Source organism: Belliella baltica DSM 15883 (genome assembly GCF_000265405.1).
Taxonomy (GTDB): Bacteria; Bacteroidota; Bacteroidia; order Cytophagales; family Cyclobacteriaceae; genus Belliella; species Belliella baltica.
Window position 1 is genome coordinate 153,593 of sequence record NC_018010.1, and the last position, 23,661, is coordinate 177,253.

The 23,661-nt window shown below is 36.5% G+C and carries 22 protein-coding genes; 10 read left to right on the plus strand and 12 right to left on the minus strand.

All coding sequences use genetic code 11. From position 1 onward, the window contains the following. Positions 1–84 precede the first annotated feature (84 nt). Entirely contained in the window at positions 85–894 is an 810-nt protein-coding gene (locus BELBA_RS00715) for a protein kinase family protein (protein ID WP_014770833.1), read from the plus strand. Between the two features lie 50 nt (positions 895–944). Here BELBA_RS00715 and ahcY read toward each other — a convergent pair whose 3' ends face one another. Both ahcY and BELBA_RS00725 read right to left on the minus strand, forming a co-directional pair. Further along, positions 945–2,264, minus strand: a complete 1,320-nt coding sequence (gene ahcY, locus BELBA_RS00720; RefSeq protein ID WP_014770834.1) for an adenosylhomocysteinase — start codon at positions 2,262–2,264, stop codon at positions 945–947. Between the two features lie 77 nt (positions 2,265–2,341). Then, the gene (locus BELBA_RS00725) at positions 2,342–3,097 is read right to left on the minus strand and encodes a biotin--[acetyl-CoA-carboxylase] ligase (RefSeq protein ID WP_014770835.1); all 756 of its coding nucleotides are present in this window, start codon (positions 3,095–3,097) and stop codon (positions 2,342–2,344) included. Positions 3,098–3,183: 86 nt separating this feature from the next. Here BELBA_RS00725 and rsfS point away from each other — a divergent pair, with 86 nt between their 5' ends. Together rsfS and ftsH are read left to right on the plus strand one after the other, a co-directional pair. Further along, on the plus strand, positions 3,184–3,531 hold the full coding sequence (rsfS, locus tag BELBA_RS00730; protein WP_014770836.1) for a ribosome silencing factor: 348 nt from the start codon (positions 3,184–3,186) through the stop codon (positions 3,529–3,531). 69 nt (positions 3,532–3,600) lie between these two features. Further along, positions 3,601–5,670 (plus strand): ATP-dependent zinc metalloprotease FtsH, encoded by a 2,070-nt coding sequence (ftsH, locus tag BELBA_RS00735; protein ID WP_014770837.1) that lies wholly within the window; start codon positions 3,601–3,603, stop codon positions 5,668–5,670. Positions 5,671–6,068: 398 nt separating this feature from the next. Here ftsH and floA read toward each other — a convergent pair whose 3' ends face one another. Then, positions 6,069–7,079, minus strand: coding sequence for a flotillin-like protein FloA (gene floA / locus BELBA_RS00740; RefSeq protein ID WP_014770838.1), 1,011 nt, complete (start codon positions 7,077–7,079; stop codon positions 6,069–6,071). Between the two features lie 3 nt (positions 7,080–7,082). Next, a complete protein-coding gene (locus BELBA_RS00745; RefSeq protein WP_014770839.1) occupies positions 7,083–7,544 on the minus strand; it encodes an NfeD family protein in 462 nt (153 codons plus the stop codon). A gap of 189 nt (positions 7,545–7,733) precedes the next feature. Between BELBA_RS00745 and BELBA_RS00750 the strand changes: the two genes are divergently transcribed. Together BELBA_RS00750 and BELBA_RS00755 are read left to right on the plus strand one after the other, a co-directional pair. Further along, complete coding sequence (locus BELBA_RS00750; protein WP_014770840.1) at positions 7,734–8,303, plus strand: hypothetical protein; 570 nt, start codon at positions 7,734–7,736, stop codon at positions 8,301–8,303. Between the two features lie 11 nt (positions 8,304–8,314). Continuing rightward, positions 8,315–8,860, plus strand: coding sequence for a hypothetical protein (locus tag BELBA_RS00755; RefSeq protein WP_014770841.1), 546 nt, complete (start codon positions 8,315–8,317; stop codon positions 8,858–8,860). A gap of 67 nt (positions 8,861–8,927) precedes the next feature. On the opposite strand, the gene proS is transcribed toward BELBA_RS00755, so the two are convergent. Next, on the minus strand, positions 8,928–10,409 hold the full coding sequence (proS, locus tag BELBA_RS00760; RefSeq protein ID WP_014770842.1) for a proline--tRNA ligase: 1,482 nt from the start codon (positions 10,407–10,409) through the stop codon (positions 8,928–8,930). A gap of 132 nt (positions 10,410–10,541) precedes the next feature. Here proS and BELBA_RS00765 point away from each other — a divergent pair, with 132 nt between their 5' ends. After that, on the plus strand, positions 10,542–11,909 hold the full coding sequence (locus tag BELBA_RS00765) for a hypothetical protein (RefSeq protein WP_014770843.1): 1,368 nt from the start codon (positions 10,542–10,544) through the stop codon (positions 11,907–11,909). A 182-nt stretch (positions 11,910–12,091) separates the two neighbouring features. Next, positions 12,092–13,591 (plus strand): OmpP1/FadL family transporter, encoded by a 1,500-nt coding sequence (locus BELBA_RS00770; protein WP_014770844.1) that lies wholly within the window; start codon positions 12,092–12,094, stop codon positions 13,589–13,591. Here the strand turns inward: BELBA_RS00770 and BELBA_RS00775 are convergent. Genes BELBA_RS00775 through BELBA_RS00785 form a run of 3 tightly spaced genes read right to left on the minus strand, consistent with a single transcriptional unit; the run spans position 13,581 to position 15,747 of the window. Further along, complete coding sequence (locus tag BELBA_RS00775; RefSeq protein WP_014770845.1) at positions 13,581–14,111, minus strand: shikimate kinase; 531 nt, start codon at positions 14,109–14,111, stop codon at positions 13,581–13,583. The two genes, BELBA_RS00770 and BELBA_RS00775, sit on opposite strands and share 11 nt — an antisense overlap. 3 nt (positions 14,112–14,114) lie before the next feature. Beyond that, positions 14,115–15,209: a BT_3928 family protein gene (locus BELBA_RS00780; protein WP_014770846.1), complete on the minus strand. Its 1,095-nt coding sequence runs from the start codon at positions 15,207–15,209 to the stop codon at positions 14,115–14,117. Beyond that, complete coding sequence (locus BELBA_RS00785) at positions 15,202–15,747, minus strand: DUF1599 domain-containing protein (RefSeq protein ID WP_014770847.1); 546 nt, start codon at positions 15,745–15,747, stop codon at positions 15,202–15,204. Before BELBA_RS00785 ends, BELBA_RS00780 begins: the two co-directional genes overlap by 8 nt. Positions 15,748–15,762: 15 nt before the next feature. Here BELBA_RS00785 and folP point away from each other — a divergent pair, with 15 nt between their 5' ends. Both folP and cdaA read left to right on the plus strand, forming a co-directional pair. Then, positions 15,763–16,647 (plus strand): dihydropteroate synthase, encoded by an 885-nt coding sequence (gene folP, locus BELBA_RS00790; RefSeq protein ID WP_014770848.1) that lies wholly within the window; start codon positions 15,763–15,765, stop codon positions 16,645–16,647. After that, positions 16,644–17,519 (plus strand): diadenylate cyclase CdaA, encoded by an 876-nt coding sequence (gene cdaA / locus BELBA_RS00795; protein ID WP_014770849.1) that lies wholly within the window; start codon positions 16,644–16,646, stop codon positions 17,517–17,519. Before folP ends, cdaA begins: the two co-directional genes overlap by 4 nt. Positions 17,520–17,783: 264 nt before the next feature. Here the strand turns inward: cdaA and kbl are convergent, their stop codons facing one another. Then, on the minus strand, positions 17,784–18,980 hold the full coding sequence (gene kbl, locus BELBA_RS00800; RefSeq protein WP_014770850.1) for a glycine C-acetyltransferase: 1,197 nt from the start codon (positions 18,978–18,980) through the stop codon (positions 17,784–17,786). A gap of 150 nt (positions 18,981–19,130) precedes the next feature. Between kbl and BELBA_RS00805 the strand changes: the two genes are divergently transcribed. Continuing rightward, a complete protein-coding gene (locus BELBA_RS00805; protein ID WP_014770851.1) occupies positions 19,131–20,084 on the plus strand; it encodes an NAD-dependent epimerase/dehydratase family protein in 954 nt (317 codons plus the stop codon). A gap of 593 nt (positions 20,085–20,677) precedes the next feature. Here the strand turns inward: BELBA_RS00805 and BELBA_RS00810 are convergent. Genes BELBA_RS00810 through BELBA_RS00820 form a run of 3 tightly spaced genes read right to left on the minus strand, consistent with a single transcriptional unit; the run spans position 20,678 to position 23,592 of the window. Next, positions 20,678–21,916 (minus strand): IS256 family transposase, encoded by a 1,239-nt coding sequence (locus BELBA_RS00810; protein ID WP_014770852.1) that lies wholly within the window; start codon positions 21,914–21,916, stop codon positions 20,678–20,680. A gap of 43 nt (positions 21,917–21,959) precedes the next feature. Next, the gene (locus tag BELBA_RS00815; RefSeq protein ID WP_014770853.1) at positions 21,960–22,382 is read right to left on the minus strand and encodes a hypothetical protein; all 423 of its coding nucleotides are present in this window, start codon (positions 22,380–22,382) and stop codon (positions 21,960–21,962) included. Beyond that, the gene (locus tag BELBA_RS00820; protein ID WP_083833680.1) at positions 22,369–23,592 is read right to left on the minus strand and encodes a DUF4221 family protein; all 1,224 of its coding nucleotides are present in this window, start codon (positions 23,590–23,592) and stop codon (positions 22,369–22,371) included. The genes BELBA_RS00815 and BELBA_RS00820 overlap by 14 nt, the downstream gene beginning before the upstream one ends. Positions 23,593–23,661: the final 69 nt, after the last annotated feature.

The window sequence follows — 23,661 nt, forward strand, 5'->3', positions numbered from 1 at the left end:
TGGAAAAGAAAGAAACCTAATACCTTTTGGCATTATTTTTTTTAGTCTATTAAAGAGACTAAATTCGCCAAATAAAATCGACTGATGAAAAACCAGATTTTTATACTCCTTGCTGCCTTCTTTATTTATTCCTGTACAAATGATATTGAAAGGAATATTACAACAAATCTTCAAGCTGAAGCCAATGAAATATTTCAAACATCTTTAGCATTAGAAGAAAGTCTGAGTTATGTTTTTCTCAGTTTTGAGGATTATCAGGATGCTCAAACTGATACTTTACCTGGATGCCCAACGATTTTGATTGATGAGATTGATAAAAAGGTTGAACTTCAATTTACTGTTAACTCCAATTGCCCAAGTCAAAAATTAAATAGAAGTGGCAATCTCGTTTTAGATTTTAACACGATAAACTTGATAGATCAAGAAGTCCTCTTGTCTTATGATAATTATAAAATTAAGGCTTTTGAAATTATAGGGAACCGTAGATTTACAAAATCAGCATCAATCAGCTCCTCAAATCTATGGCAGGAAAATTTTATGGATCTATTGATTGTAGATGAGTTTCAGAATAGCACAAAAATCTCAGGATCATACGATCATAGACTAGAAATAATCAATGATACTTTAATAAGTTTTACGAGCTCCGGAAATCTTGAAGGCAGAAACATCACGGGAAGACCATTAAAAATGACACAAATCACTCCAAGACTATATCAAAATGTCTGTATAGAAGAAGGTCAAGTAATCGCAAGCTCTGGCGTAGAAACATGGGAGATTTTTAGGACTCCCACTAGGTCACTTGCACATACATTAACTTTTTCTTCAGATTCAGCTTGTGTTTCAAAAGCCAGTCTTCAGCTTTCTGATGGGAGGTTGATTGTTTTTGAACAATAAAAAAAGCCAGACTTATCGGCCTGGCTTTTCAATAGGTAAAATAGATAATATTAGTATCTGTAATATTCTGGCTTGTATGGCCCTTCTGGAGTTACACCGATATACTCGGCTTGATCTTCAGAAAGTGTATCCAACTCAACACCTAATTTAGAAAGGTGTAAAGCAGCTACTTTTTCATCCAAATGTTTAGGCAATACATATACTCCAGGCTCATACTGATCTGTATTTGTCCAAAGTTCTAATTGAGCCAAAGTCTGATTTGTAAAAGAATTAGACATAACAAAAGAAGGATGTCCAGTTGCACAACCTAAGTTTACCAATCTACCTTCTGCCAACAAGATGATTTCTTTTCCATCAATAGTGTAAAGATCTACTTGTGGTTTGATCACATCTTTGGTATTGCCATAGTTCTTGTTCAACCAAGCCATATCGATTTCATTATCGAAGTGACCGATGTTACAAACGATAGCTTTGTCTTTCATAGCTCTGAAGTGAGGCTCTGAAATGATATCTTTATTTCCAGTTGCAGTTACTACGATATCCGCTTCTTTGACAGCATCTACCATCTTCTTAACAGCAAAACCATCCATAGCTGCCTGAAGCGCACAAATTGGATCAATTTCAGTTACGATAACTCTAGCTCCAGCTCCTCTTAATGATGCTGCAGAACCTTTCCCTACATCACCATAACCAGCTACAACAGCAACTTTACCAGCCATCATCACATCGGTTGCTCTTCTAATAGCATCTACCAAAGACTCTTTACAACCATATTTGTTGTCAAATTTAGATTTAGTAACTGAGTCATTCACATTGATAGCAGGCATTGGAAGTGTGCCTTTTTTCATTCTTTCATACAGTCTGTGAACACCAGTAGTGGTTTCTTCAGAAAGACCTTTTATCCCAGATACTAATTCAGGGTAATGATCTAAAACCATATTCGTCAAATCACCTCCATCATCAAGAATCATATTTAGTGGCTGTCTTTCTTCTCCAAAAAAGATTGTCTGCTCAATACACCAATCAAATTCTTCCTCGGTCAGACCTTTCCAAGCATAAACCGAAATTCCAGCTGCCGCAATAGCTGCTGCTGCGTGATCTTGAGTCGAGAAAATATTACAAGAAGACCAAGTTACTTCAGCTCCAAGTGCAACTAAAGTTTCAATCAAAACCGCAGTCTGAATAGTCATGTGAAGGCAGCCTGCAATTCTTGCGCCTTTTAGCGGTTGTGCAGCACCATACTCTTCTCTCAGTGCCATCAAACCTGGCATTTCCGCTTCTGCTAATTTAATTTCTTTTCTTCCCCATTCTGCTAGGGAAATATCTTTCACCTTGTACTTGATGAATTTGTCAGATTTAGTTTCAGACATATTTATATTTATTAATTTAATGATCAAATTTAGAATGCAAATTTACAGCTTTTTTGAGTCAAAAGAAAATTTGGCTTTTACACAAAACTAACCTCCTTGAAGTTATAATAGTTTATCTCCCCGTCATCTTTTTGTATCACCAAACGACCATCTTCACACACATTTATTATTTTCCCTTTAAACTCAGTCTTATCATAGTATTGAGACCATTTTTCGAAGCGAAAGAGATTCTGCATATAATAATTCCTCAGGTTTTCAAGATTTCCATTTTTCAATACGAGGTAATTAGTTTCGATCTTTTTTATTAAAAGTTTAAAAATTTCCCATTTATCAAATTCAATACCTGACAACTTGGTCAAAGAAGTGGCAGTTGGAATCTCAAAATGAAATTGATTGATATTTAAGCCAATTCCAATGATAGAAAATTCAATTCCCTTTTGACCAATAATATTTTCTATCAAAATCCCTCCTAATTTACCATCAAAATCATGCACTATATCATTTGGCCATTTGATTTTCAAATCTCTAGTGTATTGACTCAAAACTTCATGAATAGCATTCGAAATGAAGATATTTAGATTAAACTGTTCTCTAGGGTCAATAAATTTAGGCGAAAGAATCAGAGAAAATGTTAAGTTTTTGCCAGCTTCACTTTGCCAAATATTCCCTCTTTGTCCTTTGCCTTTTGTTTGATTTTCAGTTGTGATAATTGTGCCCTCAGCTGCCTCTTTGGATTTAATTTTACCCATGGCAATTTCATTTGTAGAATGACACTCTGACAGATTAATGATATCTTTACCGAGAAATATTGTATTGGCAAGGATTTTATACATTTTTAATAGTTATTTTGTGTTTCTATGAAGATATATATCGTTACAGCCTAGCGACCAAAAAGATTTAGTAAAATTAAATTAAAATTATGACAGCAGAAGAGCTGAGTAAAATTATTGTAAAAGGAATGGAGGATAAAAAAGCCTCTGATATTGTTATTATGGATTTGAGGACAGTTAAAAACTCTATGACTGATTTTTTTGTGGTTTGTTCAGGCTCTTCAAATACTCAAGTTGAAGCAATAGCTGATGCAATTGAAGAAGAAGTGATCAAAACCTGTAAGGAAAAACCATGGAGAACTGAGGGTAAAAATAACAATCAGTGGGTTTTGATGGATTACTTCAATGTAGTTGTACATATTTTCCTTAAAGATCAGCGAGAATTCTATGGCATAGAAGAACTTTGGGGAGATGCCAAATTCACATACGTAGATTAAATTCAAGTTTTGAACTTTCACACCTTTATTTCGTTTTACAAAAGTTAAAATAGCATTAAATACCAAGCGATGAGCGAAAATAATAAAAGCAAAAAATTCATTCCAAAACCACCTCAAAAACCAAATTTTCAAATTTGGCTGATAGTTACGGCAGTAGTGGTTTTGATTGGGGTAACATGGTTTAACCAACGAAGCTCTGTAATCAACATTACCAAAAGTAAATTTGAAGATATGTATTTAGCCAATGATGTGGCTAAGGTGTTAATAATCCGAAATCAAAATAGAGTTGATATCACTTTGAAAGAAAGCTCTCTTGAAAACGAAAGATATAAAACCGAATTAGATGTAAATGGACCTTTTTACAATCCTGGAGGCCCACATTATTCTGTAGAAGTAGCAAGTGCAGAGAAATTCGCAAGTGATTTTGAAGAGCTTGAGGCGAAAGTTTCAGAAGATCAAAGGATTGGGTATAATGTCAAAAACGAAGAAAGTTGGGGAAATTGGTTCTCAAGTTTCGGATTTTTGATCATTCTCTTTATCCTTTTTTGGGTAATGATGAGAAGAATGGCTGGGCCAAGCGGTCCAGGTGGACAGATATTTAATGTAGGTAAATCAAAAGCACAACTATTTGATGCTGAAAATAAAGTAAAGATCACCTTCGATAATGTAGCAGGTCTTGATGAAGCAAAAGAAGAAGTCCAAGAAATTGTAGAATTCCTAAAAACACCAGCCAAGTTCACCAAATTAGGCGGTAAAATCCCAAAAGGAGCCTTATTGGTAGGACCTCCAGGAACAGGTAAAACCCTACTCGCTAAAGCTGTTGCAGGTGAAGCAGGCGTCCCTTTCTTTACACTTTCAGGATCCGACTTTGTGGAAATGTTTGTTGGAGTTGGTGCAGCAAGGGTAAGAGATCTCTTCAAGCAAGCAAAAGAGAAAGCTCCATGTATCATATTTATTGATGAGATTGATGCGATTGGTAGATCTAGAGGAAAAGGTCAAATGCCAGGCTCTAACGATGAAAGAGAAAATACATTGAATTCACTTCTTGTCGAGATGGATGGTTTTGGAACTGATTCAGGTGTAATTGTTTTGGCAGCAACCAATAGACCTGATGTACTTGACAGTGCTCTTCTAAGAGCAGGGAGATTTGATAGACAAATCAGTATTGACAAACCAGACATAATTGGTAGAGAAGCAATCTTTAAAGTTCATTTAACCCCAATAAAAACGGCGGATGACATTGATGCAAAAAAACTGGCAGCTCAAACACCAGGTTTTGCTGGTGCTGAGATTGCAAACGTATGTAATGAAGCAGCTTTGATTGCAGCAAGAAGAAACAAAGCAGCTGTTGATATGCAGGATTTTCAGGATGCTGTAGATAGAGTCATTGGAGGTCTTGAGAAGAAAAACAAAATCATTTCTCCTGAAGAAAAGAAAATAGTAGCCTACCATGAAGCAGGTCACGCTGTAGCTGGCTGGTTCTTGGAACATGCTGATCCATTAGTGAAAGTAAGTATTGTTCCTCGGGGTGTTGCCGCTCTCGGTTATGCTCAGTATTTACCAAAGGAGCAATTCCTCTATCAAACAGAACAATTGATAGATGAAATGTGCATGACTCTTGGAGGAAGAGCGGCTGAGGAGATCATCTTCGGAAAAATTTCTACAGGAGCATTGAGTGATTTGGAAAGAATCACCAAAATGGCCTATTCAATTGTTTCTATTTATGGAATGAATGAAAAAATTGGAAACGTATCTTTCTATGACAGCAAAGCTTCTGAATATAGAGCTACTAAGCCTTATTCTGAAAAAACTTCTGAAACAATAGATGAGGAGGTTAGAAAGCTTATAGAGTTTGCTTATCTGAGAACAAAAGATTTGCTTACAGAAAGAAAAGCAGAACTGGAAATATTGGCAAAAGAGCTCCTTGAAAAAGAAATTCTATTTCAGATGGACTTAGAAAGACTTATAGGAAAGAGACCTTTTGAAAAGGAGACTACTTATGAGGCATTTACAAAAAAAGTAGATGCCAACGATAAAGCCGCCGCTGAAAAAAAGATCAATAATGATCTTGAAAAAGAGAAAAATGACACTACTGAAAGTGTTGAAATCCCATCTCAAATAGGTGAGAATAAAGATTGAGGATAAATCTAATAAAATTTAAAATCCCCTAGTCAATCAATTGATTAGGGGATTTTTTTTGATACAAAAAGGTTTATCTAGAATCAAGTATATTTTTTTACAATAAATGATTAGGTGTAAGATCTTCTCCCTATAAAATAACACTTTATAATCTGCACAAAATTGAAAGCTCTTTTAAGGTTTTTGAAATGTAGACTGACACATCATTGAAGCAAAAAACATTTCATTTCTAATCAAACGATTGACTCACAATAAGCTGAAAAACTTACAAAGCTATTTTGGTAGGTAAATCGTAATTATCAAAAAGTATGTTTACAGAAAAAAAAGAGGAGAGAAAATGCGAAACATTTCTCTCCTCTTTTTCAAATTCTAAATAGAATAATTACACTCTTCTAATTTTATTTATCTGTTAATTTTCCTTTTGAACTATCTGAACCACCTGATTCATCACCAGCAATGCTAGATCTCATATCTGTATCAGATTTGATGTTTTCCATTCTATAATAATCCATGATCCCCAAATTACCTGATCTGAATGCATCTGCAATTGCTTTTGGAATATCTGCTTCCGCTTCAATTACTTTAGCTCTCATTTCTACAGACTTGGCTTTCATTTCTTGTTCTAAGGCGACAGCCATTGCTCTTCTTTCTTCAGCTCTTGCTTCAGCAACTTTCAAATCAGCAGATGCTTGATCTATCTGCAATTTTGCCCCAATGTTTGTTCCTACATCAATATCAGCAATATCTATCGATAAGATCTCAAATGCAGTTCCCGCGTCCAAACCTCTTTCAAGTACCAATTTTGATATTTTATCTGGATTTTCTAAAACGCTTTTATGATTTTGAGCTGAACCAATAGAGGTTACAATTCCTTCTCCAACTCTGGCTAAAATCGTCTCTTCCCCAGCACCACCTACGAGCTGCGCAATATTTGCTCTAACCGTAACTCTAGCTTTTGCAATAAGTTGAATTCCATCTGCGGCAACTGCTGCCACATTTGGAGTATTGATTACTTTTGGATTTACAGAAATCTGAACTGCTTCAAAAACATCTCTACCAGCCAAGTCAATAGCTGTGGCTTGCTTGAAACTTAAGTTGATATTTGCTTTATCAGCTGAAATCAATGCCCTAATTACATTGGGTACGTTACCACTAGCTAAATAATGTGTCTCCAGATCATTAGTAGTCAAATCCAAGCCTGCTTTAGTAGCTGTAATCAATGAATTCACAATAATACTTGGTGGCACTTTTCTTATTCTCATTCCGATCAACTCTCCAATGCCCACCTTTACATTTGAAAAAATGGCCGTAATCCAAAGATTGACTGGTACGAAATATAAAAAGACAAAAAGAAGTATCAGCCCGGCAAAGGCTGCAAATAAAATAAATGCCGAATTAGTCATTTCCATAGTTTAATATTTTACGATGATTCTATTATCTTCCAATTTAGTAATAAATACGATTGTACCGACAGAAATAAATCCTGATTCTGATTTTACTTCATAAATTTTTTCTAAAAACTCAGCTTTTCCAATGGGCTTGATATCAGAAACAGCTTTCCCTTTCATTCCTAATTCCAATCCAAGCAGTCTTCCGTCAAATGATCTGCTAGTCATAGCTTCTTTCAAGGCAAACTTATTCCAGACTCCAGATTTAAAGCCATAAAATATAGCCATAAAGTTAGCTAAAAGGGCAAATCCTAAAATCACCCATGCGATTGAAGGATCGAATTTTAAGAAAGAGTAATAAATTCCAGCTCCAGTAAAAATCAATCCCAAAATACCAATAATCGTAGTTCCGGGAACAAAAATGATCTCTGTAAGGATCAATATAAGACCAATAGAAAGAAGCGATAAAAGGATAAACCAAGTCATAATCAATGTTTTTTGATGCCGATAGTAAACTTAATTCATTTTCCTTTAAATACTAAATGTGATTTACTACAGTTTTGCCAAAAGGCAATCTCAATCAAAATATTTATTAAACAACAGAAAAACAAACTGTTAGAATAGTTTTTTTATAATATATTTAGTTCAAAATATAAACTATGTATTTATCAATTTATGAAAAAACAATTATCTTATCTTAAACTGGCTATTTTAATATTAGTAATCAGTTTATTTTCCTCAATCCAAGGTTTTAGTCAGGAACTTAAAACTCCCTCCGAAGGCAAATCTCTCGTCTATTTTGTAAGGTCAAATGGAACTGGAGCTTTGATTAATTTCAAGTTTTTTGATGGGGAAAAATATCTGGGGAAATTTAATGGGATGAAATATTTCATCTATGAATGTGAGCCAGGAGAACATATGTTTTGGGCATCTTCTGAAAACAGATCGTTTGTAGAGGCTAATTTAGAAAGCGGAAAGGTTTACTTAATGGAGGTTAGACCGACACCGGGTGCCATAAAGGCTGCTGTTAAGCTAATTCCTGTCGCCCCTGACAATGTGAAAAGCAAAAAGAAAATTGAAAAGCTGATAGCCAAAAAAGAGCCTTTTGAAATGGATTCAAAAGATTTTTCAGATGAGGCAGAAGATCTTGGCTTTTTCATTTCTAATAGTCTGAAGAAATATAATTCAGACAAAGAAAAGAATAAAACTATTTCGCAGATGCCTTCAAATTATTTCCACAAATAATTTTATAAAGAATGAAGACTAAATATATACTTCTATTTACAATTCCAATTCTTTTCAGCCTAAATAGTAAGGCGCAAAACCTTAGCTCAACACAAGGCAATACTTCATTGGGAATTGGTGTAGGATTGCCTTATGGGGGCATTGGATTAAAAATAAATCATAATATCAAAGATCATCTCTCTCTTTTTGGAGGTTTGGGATACAATACGCTTGGACTTGGAGCAAATTTCGGAATGAATTATATCTTCCCAACGGAAAAAACTACTGAATTCTTCCTGACCGCAATGCTAGGCTACAATGCTGTAATAAATATTGAAAATATTCCGGAGTATCAAAACACTTATTATGGATTGAGTATTGGGCCTGGTATAAAATTAAATTCCAGAAGATATGAAGAAAGATATTGGGATCTAGGTCTACTTCTCCCATTTAGATCTTCAAATTATAGAAATGATCTTGAAGCACTTGAAAATAATCCTAACATCACTATAGAATCAAAACCATTTCCGGTGCAGATTTTTGTTGGGTATAATATCCCAATAAGCTCTAGGAAATAACACCCCTGTAGAAAATAATAAGGAGCCCTCTGAAAATTAACACTTTCAAAGGGCTCTTTTTATGATTTTAATAGGCCCTTGCAAATAGCACTCTTCCTTTGGAAGGGTTGCCAGTAAGGATACATTTTCCTGATTCTTCTTTTTGATCTAAAGGAATACATCTGATTGTCGCCTTGGTCAACTCTTTGATTTTTTCTTCAGTCTCAGAAGTCCCATCCCAATGCGCTGAGAGGAATCCTCCTTTTGTTTCAATTAAATCAAGGAATTCATCCCAAGTATTTACCTCTGTAGTCATTTCTGCTCTGAAGTCAAATGCTTTCTGATAAATTGTCTTTTGGATTAATTCGAGCATTTCAGAAACATAATCTTCAATCTGAATTAGAGCTAAATCTACAGTCTCTTTGGTCAAGGTATCTCTTCGCGCTACTTCTATCGTATTGTTTTCTAAATCTCGCGGCCCCATAGCTATCCTTAAAGGCACTCCCTTCAGTTCATATTCAGCAAATTTCCATCCTGGCTTATGCGTGTCTCTTTTATCGAAATGAACGGAAATTCCTTTTGATTTAAGTTTAGCGATTATTTCTTTAGCTTTTTCTGCTATTTGATCAAACTCTTCGTCAGTCTTATAAATAGGTATGATTACAACCTGTATTGGAGCAAGCTTTGGAGGCAAAACCAAACCATTATCATCAGAATGTGCCATGATTAAAGCACCCATCAGACGCGTACTTACTCCCCATGATGTTCCCCATACATGTTCCAAACCTCCTTCTTTAGTAGCAAACTTCACATCAAAAGCTTTTGCGAAATTTTGTCCTAAGAAATGCGATGTTCCAGCTTGGAGCGCTTTCCCATCTTGCATCATTGCTTCAATACAATAGGTATCCTCAGCACCGGCAAATCTTTCGTTGGCACTTTTCACTCCCTTTACTACTGGAACGGCCATAAAAGTTTCAGCAAATTCTGCATAAACATTTAGCATTTGGACTGTTTCATCTATGGCTTCTTGTCTCGTAGCATGAGCCGTATGACCTTCTTGCCAAAGAAACTCAGTTGTTCTTAAAAACAGTCTGGTTCTCATTTCCCATCTTACTACATTTGCCCATTGATTGACTAAAAGAGGCAGATCTCTATAAGATTGAATCCAGTTTTTATAGGTACTCCATATCACTGTTTCTGATGTAGGTCTGACGATTAACTCTTCCTCCAGCTTCGCCTCTGGATCTACGATTACGCTTTTTCCATCTTCCGAATTCTTGAGTCTATAATGTGTAACCACAGCACACTCTTTTGCAAACCCTTCAACGTGGCTCGCTTCTTTAGAAAGGAATGATTTGGGGATAAATAATGGGAAGTATGCGTTTGAATGTCCTGTTTCCTTAAACATCAAATCAAGCTGAGCTTGCATTTTTTCCCAAATGGAATATCCATAAGGTTTGATGACCATGCATCCTCTAACAGCTGAATTTTCTGCTAGGTCAGCTCTTTTAACTAGTTCGTTGTACCACAAGGAATAATCTTCACTACGTTTAGGCAATCCTTTGCTCATGATTTATTTGTTGATATCAAAATTCTATTTATATTCGTTGTCATCTCTTGATGGGCAAATATAAACCAAAATATTATAACCCTCTTAGAGATCACACGTATATAAGTACGGGAGATAGTAAACAACAAAAAAATGAAACGATTAAACGCATTCTTAACAATTGGTGCAAGTAGTCTTCTGATACTTTCGTCATGTAGCACTAGCTATAATGCCATGCGAGGAGAGACTGATGATTTGTACTTCATGGCTTCTGACGCAAGAATAGCGACAGAATATGCTGTGAATAACAACAATCCTAGCAACTTTCAAACGCTTAATCAGACTACTCAGGATGAATTTCAGCAAGAAAATTTTTCTGCACGAAATGTGAATCCTGAATATATAGCAAGATATCAAGCAGAATCAAATGTAGGAGATACAGGCACTGTATATTTTGATGATAACGAGGTTGCTACTGACAATCCAAATATTAATGTTTACAATAACTATTACAGCAATGCTGGAAATAATTTTAATACAGGATTTGGAAATCCTTTCTTCAATCCAATGATGATGGGAGGCTTTTCTCCTTGGGGCATGGGTGGATTTTCGCCATGGGGAATGGGTATGTATGACCCTTTCTGGGGCGGAGGTTTCGGAATGATGCCAGGAATGGGATTCGGATTTAGACCTGGATTTAACTTATCGATCGGAATGGGATTCGGATTTGGAAACCGTTGGATGCGTCCAGGATTTGGATGGGGAGGTGGATTTTATGATCCCTTCTTTGATCCTTTCTTCCCAAGATATGGACTCGGTTTTGGAGGGTTCTATTCAGGTTTAGGCTATGGAGGTTTTGGAAGACCAATATATATCTTACCTGGTGGGTCTGAGTTCAACAACAGACAAATAGTAAGAGGTGCTAGACCAACAAGAGGTTCCTCCTTAGGAGCTGCAGGTTCTAGATCAAGTACAATTGCTGCTCCATCCAACTCAAGAGCATCAGCTAGAAGAGATGCTACATCTTCAGGAAGAACATTGACTTCTACGCCTTCTAGTAGAAATGCTAGAACAGATTTTGGTGCTTCGCAAAACGACTATTACAATAGTGCAAATAGTAGAACTGCCACAAGTACAAGATCAGCTCTCCCTTCATCAAGAAACATAGGTTCTCCAGCAATGGACAGAGGGTCTAGTAGGGTTGGGAGTAGAAGCGCAGCACCTTCTTACAGAAGTGTAGCTCCAAATACAAGGAATTCAAGACCAACTTACAGTACCACGCCTTCTGGTAGAACTTCATCTCCAAGTTATAATAGAAGCGCTAGTCCATCATATAATAGTAGAACAGCTCCTTCTAGAGGTTCATATTCTGCTCCAAGCAGAACTTCGACTCCAACAAGAAGCACTTATTCTCCACCTAGTAGAAGCTCTGGCGGAAGTATTGGTGGTGGTAGTGTTGGCGGTGGTAGCCGAAGCAGTGGATCAAGTTCAGGAGGTTCAAGAGGAGGTAGAGGAGGTTGATTTATTTCTCTCTATTACAAATAAAAATACCTAGGCCAAAAATGGTCTAGGTATTTTTATTTGTGGTTAATTTTAAATTTTTGCCAAACCTTATTATCTTTTTTTCTATTCTTACGTTAATAAAAACAATGTATAAGTATCATATTTGCAGGATACTTTAATGATCAACCAAAAATGAATCTATGACTTTGATAAAAAAATTGTTGTTATGTGGGATGATCACCTCGGGACTATGTTTAAATAATACTTTTGGTCAGACAAGTTTTGTTGAGGATGCTCAGCTTTTCAGTCAGTTCAGATCAACAGGTTCAGCGAGAATCAATGCCATTGGAGGCGCTCAAATGTCCTTAGGAGGAGATATATCAAACATTCATTCCAATGCCGCTGGCCTTGGCTTTTTTAGAAGATCTGAGTTTTCAATTACACCATCATTTGGAGCAAACCAAGCTCAATCTACATACTTAGGACAAAGACAGGACGATAGAACGCCCAATTTTTCTCTCCCTAACTTAAGTTTAGTCATCAGTAGACCAAAAGGTGAATTGCAACCTGGATCATTTCGAGGAGGCTCTTTTGGAATCAGCTTTAATAGAATAGCAGACTTCAACAATCAATTTGGTTATTTCTCGGAAGTTCAAAATGAAAATTCTTTATTAGATTTCTATATCAACCAATATACTGCTTTTGGAGAACCTCCTTTAAGAGCGACTGATGGGTTGGTGCTAGATATTGAGCTTGTTCAAGGGAATCAAGCCTCTGGATATATCAGAGATCCTGAATACACAATTGGAGAACCATTTTCTGATGAAACAATCATAACAGAAGGAGGAATTACACAAACTTCTTTTTCCTACGGGGCAAACTTTGAAAATAAACTTTTTATAGGCGCTGGGTTAGGAATTCAATCTGTGAATTTTTTCCAAAATAGAATTTATGGAGAAGAGTTCTTTTATGATAATGGGGTCACCTCTTCAATTTATTCCATTGAAGATAATACTAGAATAAATGGATTTGGAGCAAGCTTAAATATAGGAGTTATTTACAAACCAATTGAAACTGTAAATTTTGGATTGAATTTCCAAAGTCCCACTTGGTATAGGCTGAATAAAGAAGTAGATGCAAATATTGTGGGTGAATTCTTCAATCAACAAGGTGTAATACAATTTGGTGGAGCTGTAAGTGAAAATAGCGACTTTTTCACAAGTACTTCAAATCTGAGTACTCCTTTGATTCTAAGTGCTGGAGGAACCTTTTTTGTGGGTAAAAATGGATTTATAACTGCTGACGTTGATTATGTAGATTATAGTCAAAACAGAATTAACTCCAGAGATTTTGACACTTCTTTTGATAATAATGATATCAATTCACTTTTAGGAAGTACGCTCAATTACCGTGTAGGTGGCGAATATAGATTTGATATCTGGAGGTTGAGAGCTGGCTATGCCTATTATGGCGACCCAACGACAGACGAGTCCTTTGATAGAAGCACACAACGAATTTCTGGTGGCATTGGAGTAAAATTGAGGAATATATATGTTGACTTTGCTTTAATCAATTCCATCTCAGATAGACTTTATAATTCTTATTCTATCTTTAATAGCGCAAACCAAAATATTGGTCCATTTACAGAAGTACGTAACACGATGACTCAGGGGATGTTGACAGTTGGATTTAATTTTTAAAAAAACTCATCAATTCAGAAATCAAAAGCTCAGTGGAAGGATCTTCTCCACTGAGCTTTATTTTTGCCTGATCATAATACGAGCCTCTTATGGCCATCATATCTTTCAGTTTGAGGGTAATCTCTCCCGTATTCATACCAAAAAATAAAGGCCTTTGACTCGCAGAATCTTTTGTCAATCTTTTTTGCAATTCTTCCAAAGGCACATCCAAAAAAACAGAAATACCTTTTTCATTTATCAAATCCATGTTATCATTGAAGCAGGGTGTTCCTCCTCCTGTGGAGAGAACAAAACCCTCCACATTATCCAAAGCTTGATTGAGATAGTAAGTCTCCATTTCCCGAAACTTCCCTTCACCTTCTTCTTCAAAAATATCCTTGATCAATCTTCCCTCCCCTTTCTCAATCAAGTGATCAAGATCAATAAAGACAAAATTCAACTCACGCGCCACCATTCTTCCAAAAGTTGACTTACCTGAACCTGGCATCCCTATTAATACGATCTTGAGTGGAGGTCTCATAAATCAATATAAAGTTTTGATGGTCTCCGCCGATGGTGTATTTCTAAAATGATACTTTTTCAAAACCGATCCTTCTTTCAAGAGCATTAATCCAGGGTTAGAACGCATGATTGTTTTCACCACGGTAGCATCTGCTTGATAACTAGTTATTTCCCAATTTCTCCCAGCTAGAAATGTTTGAATCTCTTCTTCAGACGAAGCCGCTACGAATACTACCTCTATGTTTGAGCTTTGTAAACCCGCTACCATTTCGTCAAAATCTTGAAGATGAGCTGTATTGATTTTCGATAAATAGGTAACCAATATGACCGCCTTATTACCAGAAAGAATTTCTGCTGTAAAATCACCCTCTTCGTTCCATACAGCGAAATCAGAAATTTTTGGAAGCGCATCCTCATTCTTCAGCTTCATATCGACAAATTCATAGCTTTCATCTGAGGGATATTGATCAAATACAAACTCCTGCCCATCCTTTGTCATGACATAACTGTACTCCAATGGAGCCGATGGCTGCATTGCTTGAGGAATGTTAACACCTTCTTTGTATGCTCTGAAATCTATAAATGGCAAATTCCTGATCGCCGTAATTGCTAATACTACAGAAAGAACAAGCGAAACTCTCACCGTCCATGCTGCCCATGCTTGTTCATTACTTTCCAGTTTGTTTCTGAAAATAAATAAGACTGCAATCAGAATTAATAAGACAATGTCCTTAAAAAAAGATTCCCAAGGTGTCAATTTGATCGCATCGCCAAAGCATCCGCAATCTGTTACTTTATTGAAGTAGGCTGAATAGAAAGTCAGGAATGTAAAAAACAAAATCATCAAGCTCAAAGCCCATACAGTAAATTTCAAGCGTACTCCCAAGATCAACATGATACCCAGTACTACTTCTGCGACGACCATCACCACTCCTATTTCAAGAGCAAAGCCTTTAAAATATTCAAAGAAAGGTGCAATATCATAAGAGAAAACATCAAAATATTCTTCTAGCTTGATTGCCGTACCTACGGGGTCATTTACCTTAATTAAACCCGAAAAGATAAACAAACCTCCAACTAAAAAGCGAATGATAAATAAAATGGTGTTTCTAAGCATGATAATTTAATTTGATTAGACAGAAAACCGCATAATTGATCATATCTTGATAATTAGCCTCTATTCCTTCTGATACAATTGTTTTTCCTTGATTGTCTTCTATTTGCTTTACTCTATATAGTTTCATCAAAATAATATCTGTGATTGAAGCCACACGCATGTCTCTCCAAGCCTCTCCATAATCATGATTTTTGTCTTCTAATAAACTTCTCGTAGCACTTGCCCAATGATCATACAGCGGCTCTAACTCCTCCACTGCCAATTCGAGTCTTTCGTCATTTTTTAAAGAAATCTGAATCAAGGCTATAATGCAATAATTGATGATCCCAACAAACTCATCTGCAATTGGGTCATTCACCTTTTGGTTTCCTTTTTCCTGGATCGATCTGATGCGTTGTGCTTTGATAAATATTTGATCTGTAATGGATGGTAATCGTAAAATTCTCCAAGCAGTTCCATAATCAATTGTTTTCTTCTTAAAAAGTTCTTTACAAAGGTGGATAACTTGATTATATTCGCTGATAGTTTGCGTTTTCAAAGCAATTTTGGTTTAATGAATACTAGTACACATTCTACTTCGGAAATCGAAGATAAATTATTTCCCTCAAAAATAACACTTCGCAGTAAAGGAAAGCTACTTTTATTGGATAAGCCGATGGTCATGGGAATTTTGAATGTTACTCCTGATTCATTTTACCAAGGAAGCAGAGTACTTTCTGACAATTCAAAGGTTCTAAAACTAAGTGAAAAAATGCTTCTCGAAGGAGCTGATATTCTAGACATTGGAGGCTATAGCAGTAGACCTGGAGCAGCTGAAGTCAGTGAGGAAGAAGAATTGGAAAGAGTTATTCCTGCAATAAATAGGATTAGCAAGGAGTTTCCCGAAGCTATACTTTCGATAGACACCTTTCGTTCAAAAGTAGCCAAAGAAGCAGTCCAAAATGGGGCAGCTCTCGTAAATGATATCTCAACGGGGACGTTAGATTCTGATATGATTGCTACTGTTGGCAAATTGGACGTTCCCTATATTGCGATGCATATGAAGGGAAATCCAAAAGTGATGCAGACTTTGACGGAATATGATGATATTATCCTGGAAATGATGAAATATTTTTCAGAAAAACTGAACGAATGTAAGAAAGCTGGCATTAAAGATGTAATAATTGATCCAGGGTTTGGTTTTGCAAAAACACTCGAACAGAATTATTGGATTCTCAAAAATTTATCTTATTTTAAGACAATTCAAGCTCCAATTCTGGTGGGTTTATCCAGAAAGTCGATGATATATAAAAAGTTAGAGACTACAGCTGAAAACGGACTGAATGGAACAACAGCTTTAAATATGGCTGCCTTGATCAACGGAGCAAGTATATTACGCGTACATGATGTTAAAGAAGCAATAGAAACAGTCAAATTATATAAACAACTCTACCCTTGAACTTACTTTTCAAAATAGGATTTTTGGAAATCTCCATAGTCAATATCATTGATATAACTTTGGTGAGCTTGCTATTGTACCAAATCTACAAATTACTAAGAGGGAGTGTCGCAATAAAGATTTTCTTGGGATTCTTGTCAATCTATTTGGTGTACTTATTGGTAAGTGCGCTTAGGATGGAGCTTTTGTCCATCATCTTAGGACAGTTTATGGGTGTGGGTGTTATTGCAGCTATCATCATATTTGCCCCAGAAATCCGAAAGTTTTTACTGATCATCGGTCGTTCTTCTATTCTTTCCAATGAAAATGTGTGGCAGGAATTGCTTTTTTGGAGAAAAAGGGAAACCCATGCTTTCAATATTAACCCCATAATAGAAGCTTCTAAATCACTTTCAGGCACAAATATGGGGGCATTGATGGTGATTTCAAGAAACTCAGAACTGAAGTTTTATGCTGAAAGTGGTGATCTTATCGATGCCATTATATCTAAAAGATTGCTGATTTCGATCTTTAACAAGTACAGCCCACTCCATGATGGAGCGGTGATCATTTACAATGGGAAAGTCAAAGCAGCAAGATGTATTTTGCCAGTAACGGAACGAGATGTTCCTGCCCAATTTGGATTAAGGCATCGAGCAGCCATAGGAATGTCAGAAGCGACGGATACTTTGATCTTGATTGTTTCTGAAGAAACAGGACAAATTTCTCTGGCTAAAAATGGTAAAATCCTGCATAATTTATCCTTCCAAGAAGTTCGGGAATTCCTTAACGATTATCTCACAGGAGTTGATATTGATGAGAAATTTGAACCCATCACGGTTTACGAAAGAAACCGATTCAAAGGAAGCCGCTCAGCATCGAGTGCGTCTTGATTCAGGATTAGAAGATTGAAGTGTTTATATAGTTTTTATATCTGAATAGAACTTTGTTGTTAATCGTTAAGTGTTAATTGTTAAACGTGGTGATAAAGAAATCTTAATGGCTTAGGTTTAGAAGGTCTGAAGCTCCTGGTGTTTTTTAGAAAATAGGGGATTTAAATGGATATTGATTAAGACTTGGAAATAAAAAAAGACCTTAAGTTCATTAGCATCAAGGCCAATGAACTTAAGGTCTTTGTCAAAAAGGATATTTCTAGCTTATTGAATTACACCTAACTCTTTTCCAACTTCTATGAATGCATTGATTGCAGTATCTAGTTGTTCTTTGTCATGTCCTGCAGAGATCTGAACACGGATACGTGCTTGACCTTTTGGCACTACAGGGTAATAGAAGCCAATTACATAAACTCCTTTTTCCAGAAGCTTTTCTGCCATCTTTTGAGATAAAGTAGCTTCATAAAGCATGATTGGAACAATTGGGTGTTCACCAGGCTTAATATCAAAGCCAGCTGCAGTCATTTTTTCTCTGAAGTATTTGGTGTTTGACTCGAGCTTGTCTCTCAATTCAGTTGTCTCAGAAAGCAAATCAAACACTGCTATCGAAGCTCCTGTGATAGATGGTGCTAAAGTATTCGAGAACAAATAAGGTCTTGATCTTTGTCTTAGGATTTCAATGATTTCTTTTTTTCCAGAGGTAAATCCTCCTGAGGCACCACCCAAGGCTTTGCCAAGCGTGCCAGTGATAATATCCATTTTGCCCATCACTCCTTTGAGTTCATGAACTCCACGACCTGTCTTGCCCATGAAGCCCGTAGAATGACATTCATCAGACATGACCAATGCATTATACTTTTCGGCTAGGGCTACAATTTTATCCAACTGCGCAATTGTGCCATCCATAGAGAAAACACCATCTGTAACGATGATTTTACTTTGCGCACCTTTGGCATCTGCATCTTGAAGCTGTTTTTCCAAGTCTTCCATGTCATTATGCTGATAGCGGAATCGCATGGCTTTACAAAGCCTTACCCCGTCGATAATCGAGGCATGGTTTAAGGCATCTGAGATAATGGCATCTTCTGGGCCTAAGATAGGTTCAAATACTCCCCCATTTGCATCAAAGGCTGCTGCGTAAAGAATCGTGTCTTCCGTCCCTAAAAATTTGGAAATCTTTTCTTCCAGTTCCTTGTGAATATCTTGCGTTCCGCAGATAAACCTCACTGAGGACAAACCAAAACCGTGGCTATCGATAGCAGATTTAGCAGCTTCGATTACTTGCGGGTGGGAAGATAATCCCAAGTAATTGTTCGCACAGAAGTTCAATACTTTTTGACCACCAGCAATGGTTATTTCAGATGATTGTGGAGAAGTAATAACCCGCTCACTTTTGAATAAGCCAGCTTCTTTTATTTCTTTTAACTCTTTTTCTAATTTGGGTTTTAGAGAATCAAACATATTATTTTGTTTTAAATATGGAATGTAATCGACATCGATGGAAATTAAATAAGATTACTAAAATGAAATCCTTATTTTTGCCTCAATCAATACCCAAATATATCAAAAGCTAAAGGGTCTAGGAAACCTAATAGATTGAAAGTTTTAATAATGGACAGAATTCTTATCATCGGTGCAGCCGGACAACTTGGTTCGGAGCTCACACTTGCACTTACCCAACAGTACGGAGGCGATAATGTTATTGCAACCGATATTAATCCCAAAGCCCTCGAAAAGTTTGACTATTGCAAAACTGCTGTTTTGGATATCATGAATCATGATGCAGTCACTAGCTTGGTAAAGAAGGAAAATGTAAAGCAAATCTATCATCTTGCGGCAGTACTTTCTGCCACAGGAGAGAAAAATCCACTTTTTGCTTGGCAACTGAATATGGATAGTCTTCTTTTTGTTTTGGAGCTTGCCAAGGAGCACAAGATGGACAAGGTCTATTGGCCATCTTCCATTGCGGTTTTTGGTCCCAATACTCCAAAAATCCATACGCCACAATATTGTGTCAAAGAACCCAATACGGTTTATGGTATTTCCAAGCAAGCTGGAGAAAGATGGTGTGAATACTATTTTGAAAATTTCGGCGTGGATGTCAGAAGCTTAAGATATCCTGGATTGATTGGCTATAAATCACTTCCCGGCGGAGGAACCACGGATTATGCGGTAGATATCTATCACAAAGCCATTGCCGGTGAACATTTTGTTTCATTTTTAAGAGAAGATAGTGCGCTTCCAATGATGTATATGCCTGATGCGATCAAGGCAACACTTGACCTGATGCATGCCCCAAAGGAGCAAGTAAAAATCAGATCTAGCTATAACCTTTCAGCGATCAGCTTTACCCCGAAAGAAATCTTCGAAAGTATCAAAATCCATTATCCTAAATTTAGTATTTCTTATGCACCTGATTTTAGACAGGCTATTGCCGACAGTTGGCCGGATAGTATTGACGATAGCAGGGCCAGAGAAGATTGGGGATGGAAACATGATTATGATTTGAAAAAAATGACAGAAGATATTTTGGCGAATTTGCCGGAGTATATGGTTAATTTTTGAATTGTCAACGGTCAACTGTCAACTGACGACTTTAGCAACTTTCAATTAAGTTAGTTATTGGTTCTTTGGTTAGGGGGTTTAATTGAATGTAATAATGATGATGTAGGGAGGTTGGAAGGTTGATAAAGTTTAAATGTTGAAAAGTTAGAAAAGCTTGGATGATTAGTGGAAAGGGAAAAGGTTAAAGGAAAAAGAGTGCTCCAGGAGAAATCTTAAAAAGTTGTAAGCAGTTTGAAAACTGCAAGATTTAAGGTCCAAGTCAATAGACTTGAACCAATTGGGGAAATTAGGGAAAAGGGAAAAGGAAGAAAGGTTAAAGGTTAAAAAAGTTTGAATATTGCAGTGAAATAATTAAGCGAAAGGTTAAAGGAAAAAGGAAAAAGGGTGATCCGAGAAAAATCTTAAAAAGAGTAGGCAGTTTGAAAACTGCAAGATTTAAGGTCCAAGTCAATAGACTTTAACCAATTGGTTTGATGGGAACTGTGAACAAGGAAATTAAAGGAATAGTTCATTAAACTGTGTCTAAGGTTTAATCTTTCTTTCAGCCTACTGTCTTAGTTGCCTTAAGGCAACTAAGACAGTAGGCTGAAAATTCAGTTTTTTTGTGGCACCCTATCCGGGTACAGCTCCATGATTTCACGCTGGATGGAAGTCCATCCCCTTGCATTTTTCTTCCATGACTTTTCGTTCCGACTGATCGATAAATAGAGCTGCTTTAACAGTGCTGTTTCCGATGCCCATGCAGCTTTGCTTTTTATCAGTTTTCGCATGATCCGATGTAGGGCCTCTACCGGATTTGTTGTATAGATCATCTTCCGCATCCCTACAGGAAAATCCAGGAATGCCATCAGCTCAGTCCAGTTGTCACGCCATTGCCGTACTATATACTTATATTTCTTGCCCCATGTGGCTTCAAAGGCTGACAATGCTGTTTTCGCACCTTCTTCAGTGGTGGAGGTGTATACCTGACGTAAGTCCTTTATTAAAGCCTTCTTATCAGCTTCATCCACATATTTCAGCGAATTCCTCATTTGATGAACAATGCACTTTTGGACAACTGAAGCAGGGAACACTTCCTGAATCTGTTCGGAAAATCCCTGTAGATCATCCGTGCAGACCACCAAAATATCGGCTACTCCTCTTGATTTAAGATCTTCCATTACCAGGCCCCATTTTTTAGCTCCTTCTCCGCCCGAGTTGATGTAAAGACCTAATACGTCCCTATTCCCTTCCCAATCCACCGAATATACTGTATAGAAGGCGCTACTGATGTATTTGCCCTCCTGGCGTACTTTGAAGTGTATGGCATCCAGGTACACGATGGGATAAAAGCTTTGAAGGCTTCTTGTACGCCATTCCTGAATCTCAGGGAGCACCTTATCGGTAATCTGGGAGATACGGCCTGCTGAGATACTCACCCCGTAAATCTCCTCCAGCAGACGTCTTACGTCTTCCACTGAATTACCCTGCGCATACAGCGCCAGTATCTGATCATCAAGGCCGCTGCTCAGTTCACGTTCACGTTTGCCTACCAGTTCGGGCTCAAAGTCTCCATTACGGTCTCTGGGAGTAGAAATATCCAGAAAACCGGCATCGCTCACCACTCGCTTGGGAGTCCTGCCATTACGCTTATTAACATGGCCAGAGGCCCGCTCTTCTAATAGAAAACTCTCAATCTCTCCCTCAAGCATGGTATTCACCATTTGTTGTAAAATCTCACTAAAGGGGCTCTCTTTGCCCAGCAAGCCCTTCTTGCTGTATAACCGCTCTTTTAGACGGTCACTCATCTTTGGATCATTTAATAAATCCTCAATTGTCTTTTTCTTGTTCATCTTGTGTAAAGTTAGCAGACACACTTAAATGAACAGTCTCAAATTAAAAAATAACACCCCTATTCTCTATCACATCATGTTTGGTGGAAACAAAGTAATTCAATCCAGAAGGAATGACTATTTTCACATTTGATTTTATATCCAAGCTGTCGTAATAAACCTTGGTCTCATCACTATAGAACTTCAATTTGGCTTCACCCAGTTTTTTGATGTCTACAATGATAATTGTTATATCTTCGCACAATTCTCCATTCGCTAGATCATAGGCAATCATATTGCTACATCCTCTGCATCCACTATCAGAAACAAATATAAATTCTCCCTCAGGTTCTTTTTCTCCTGTTATTTCTATGATAAATTTAAAAATCTGATTATCATACTTTTTGCTCTCATCCAAACTACAAGAGACGAGCATTGTCAAGAATACAAATATCAAGGAAAACCACTTCAATCTACTTTGTATCATAAACTTTGAAGTTTTTGAAATAAAGAACATCTTCATTATTCAAGTCAACATAAGGTATATACAGACCATTTTCATTGGCAAAGCACATATCATAATAGACACCATCTTTCGGTTGCTTTATATCAAATTCGGTGACTTTTTTGTAATCTTTATCCAATACAATAATGCAAAAATCCCTCGGATTAGCCATGGGGTCTAAAAAATCACTTTTGTAGGGATCATAGTTATCCCCATTTGGATACTTTGCTATTCTGTAAAAATACCCATTCTTCTCATCATGGTATATACCTCCATAAACCGGCATATTCATATAATAATCCATCTCTTGTTCTTGAACTGGATCCGATTTGACATAATGTGATATTTTTTTTATTTTATTAGATGAAGCGTAATAAATAGAATTGAACTTTTGAGAATTGTTATAAACAAATATATTTTCCGATGCTGCAAATGAAAGTATTGACTCACCTTTTTCTGAATTTTCTCTTAAGAAATATAATGAAAGAAATCCTCCCCAAACTTTATTTTTCATTTCCTCAGGAAAATCCCCAAACTTATAAAAGGATTTACTAGCTAAATCGACAGAAATAATTAACCCTTCCACATTTGTCATTTTAGGATCTAATGGGTATAAGTACGGTATAGTTTGAGTTTTAATCGAATTATTAATAACAACAAAATCTCTTTTCATATCAAAAGTTAAAGAAGCTAAGTCAGTTGAAGTTGTCCTATATGTATTAGGATCCCAATCAATATCATCAGGCATTAAATCATAAACATCTAACTTCTCCATACTTCTATTCACCAATACTAATTTGAATAAAAGTCCCTGATTCAAAAAAATAGAGTCTTGATTATGGATATAAAAATGACCTACACTATTTATGGCGTCAGGACCCGTAGTAGGGATTTTAATTTCTTCAAAAAGCTCCCCTGAAGCCAAATCATACAACTTTATTGCTGCCCTGTTTTTGACATGTACTGCATAAACTTCTTTGCCATTATAATCTTTGATGTATTGGGTATACTGTTCTGCCGGACTAGTTTGATGATCCAATTTTATTGCAATAGACTCTCCTTCCTTAACTTCAAATATTTCCCCATCATCTGTAGAAGCCGAACAGCCTAGAATCGAAAATGAAACATAAAATAAAAAAATTATACTTAAACAGAAGCTTCTTCTTTGATGATTAAAAGTTATCATAGACATTAATAAGAAAATCGTATTTAAAATTCTGATTACGAAAATTAATTTAGTACATATTATAGAAAAAATGAA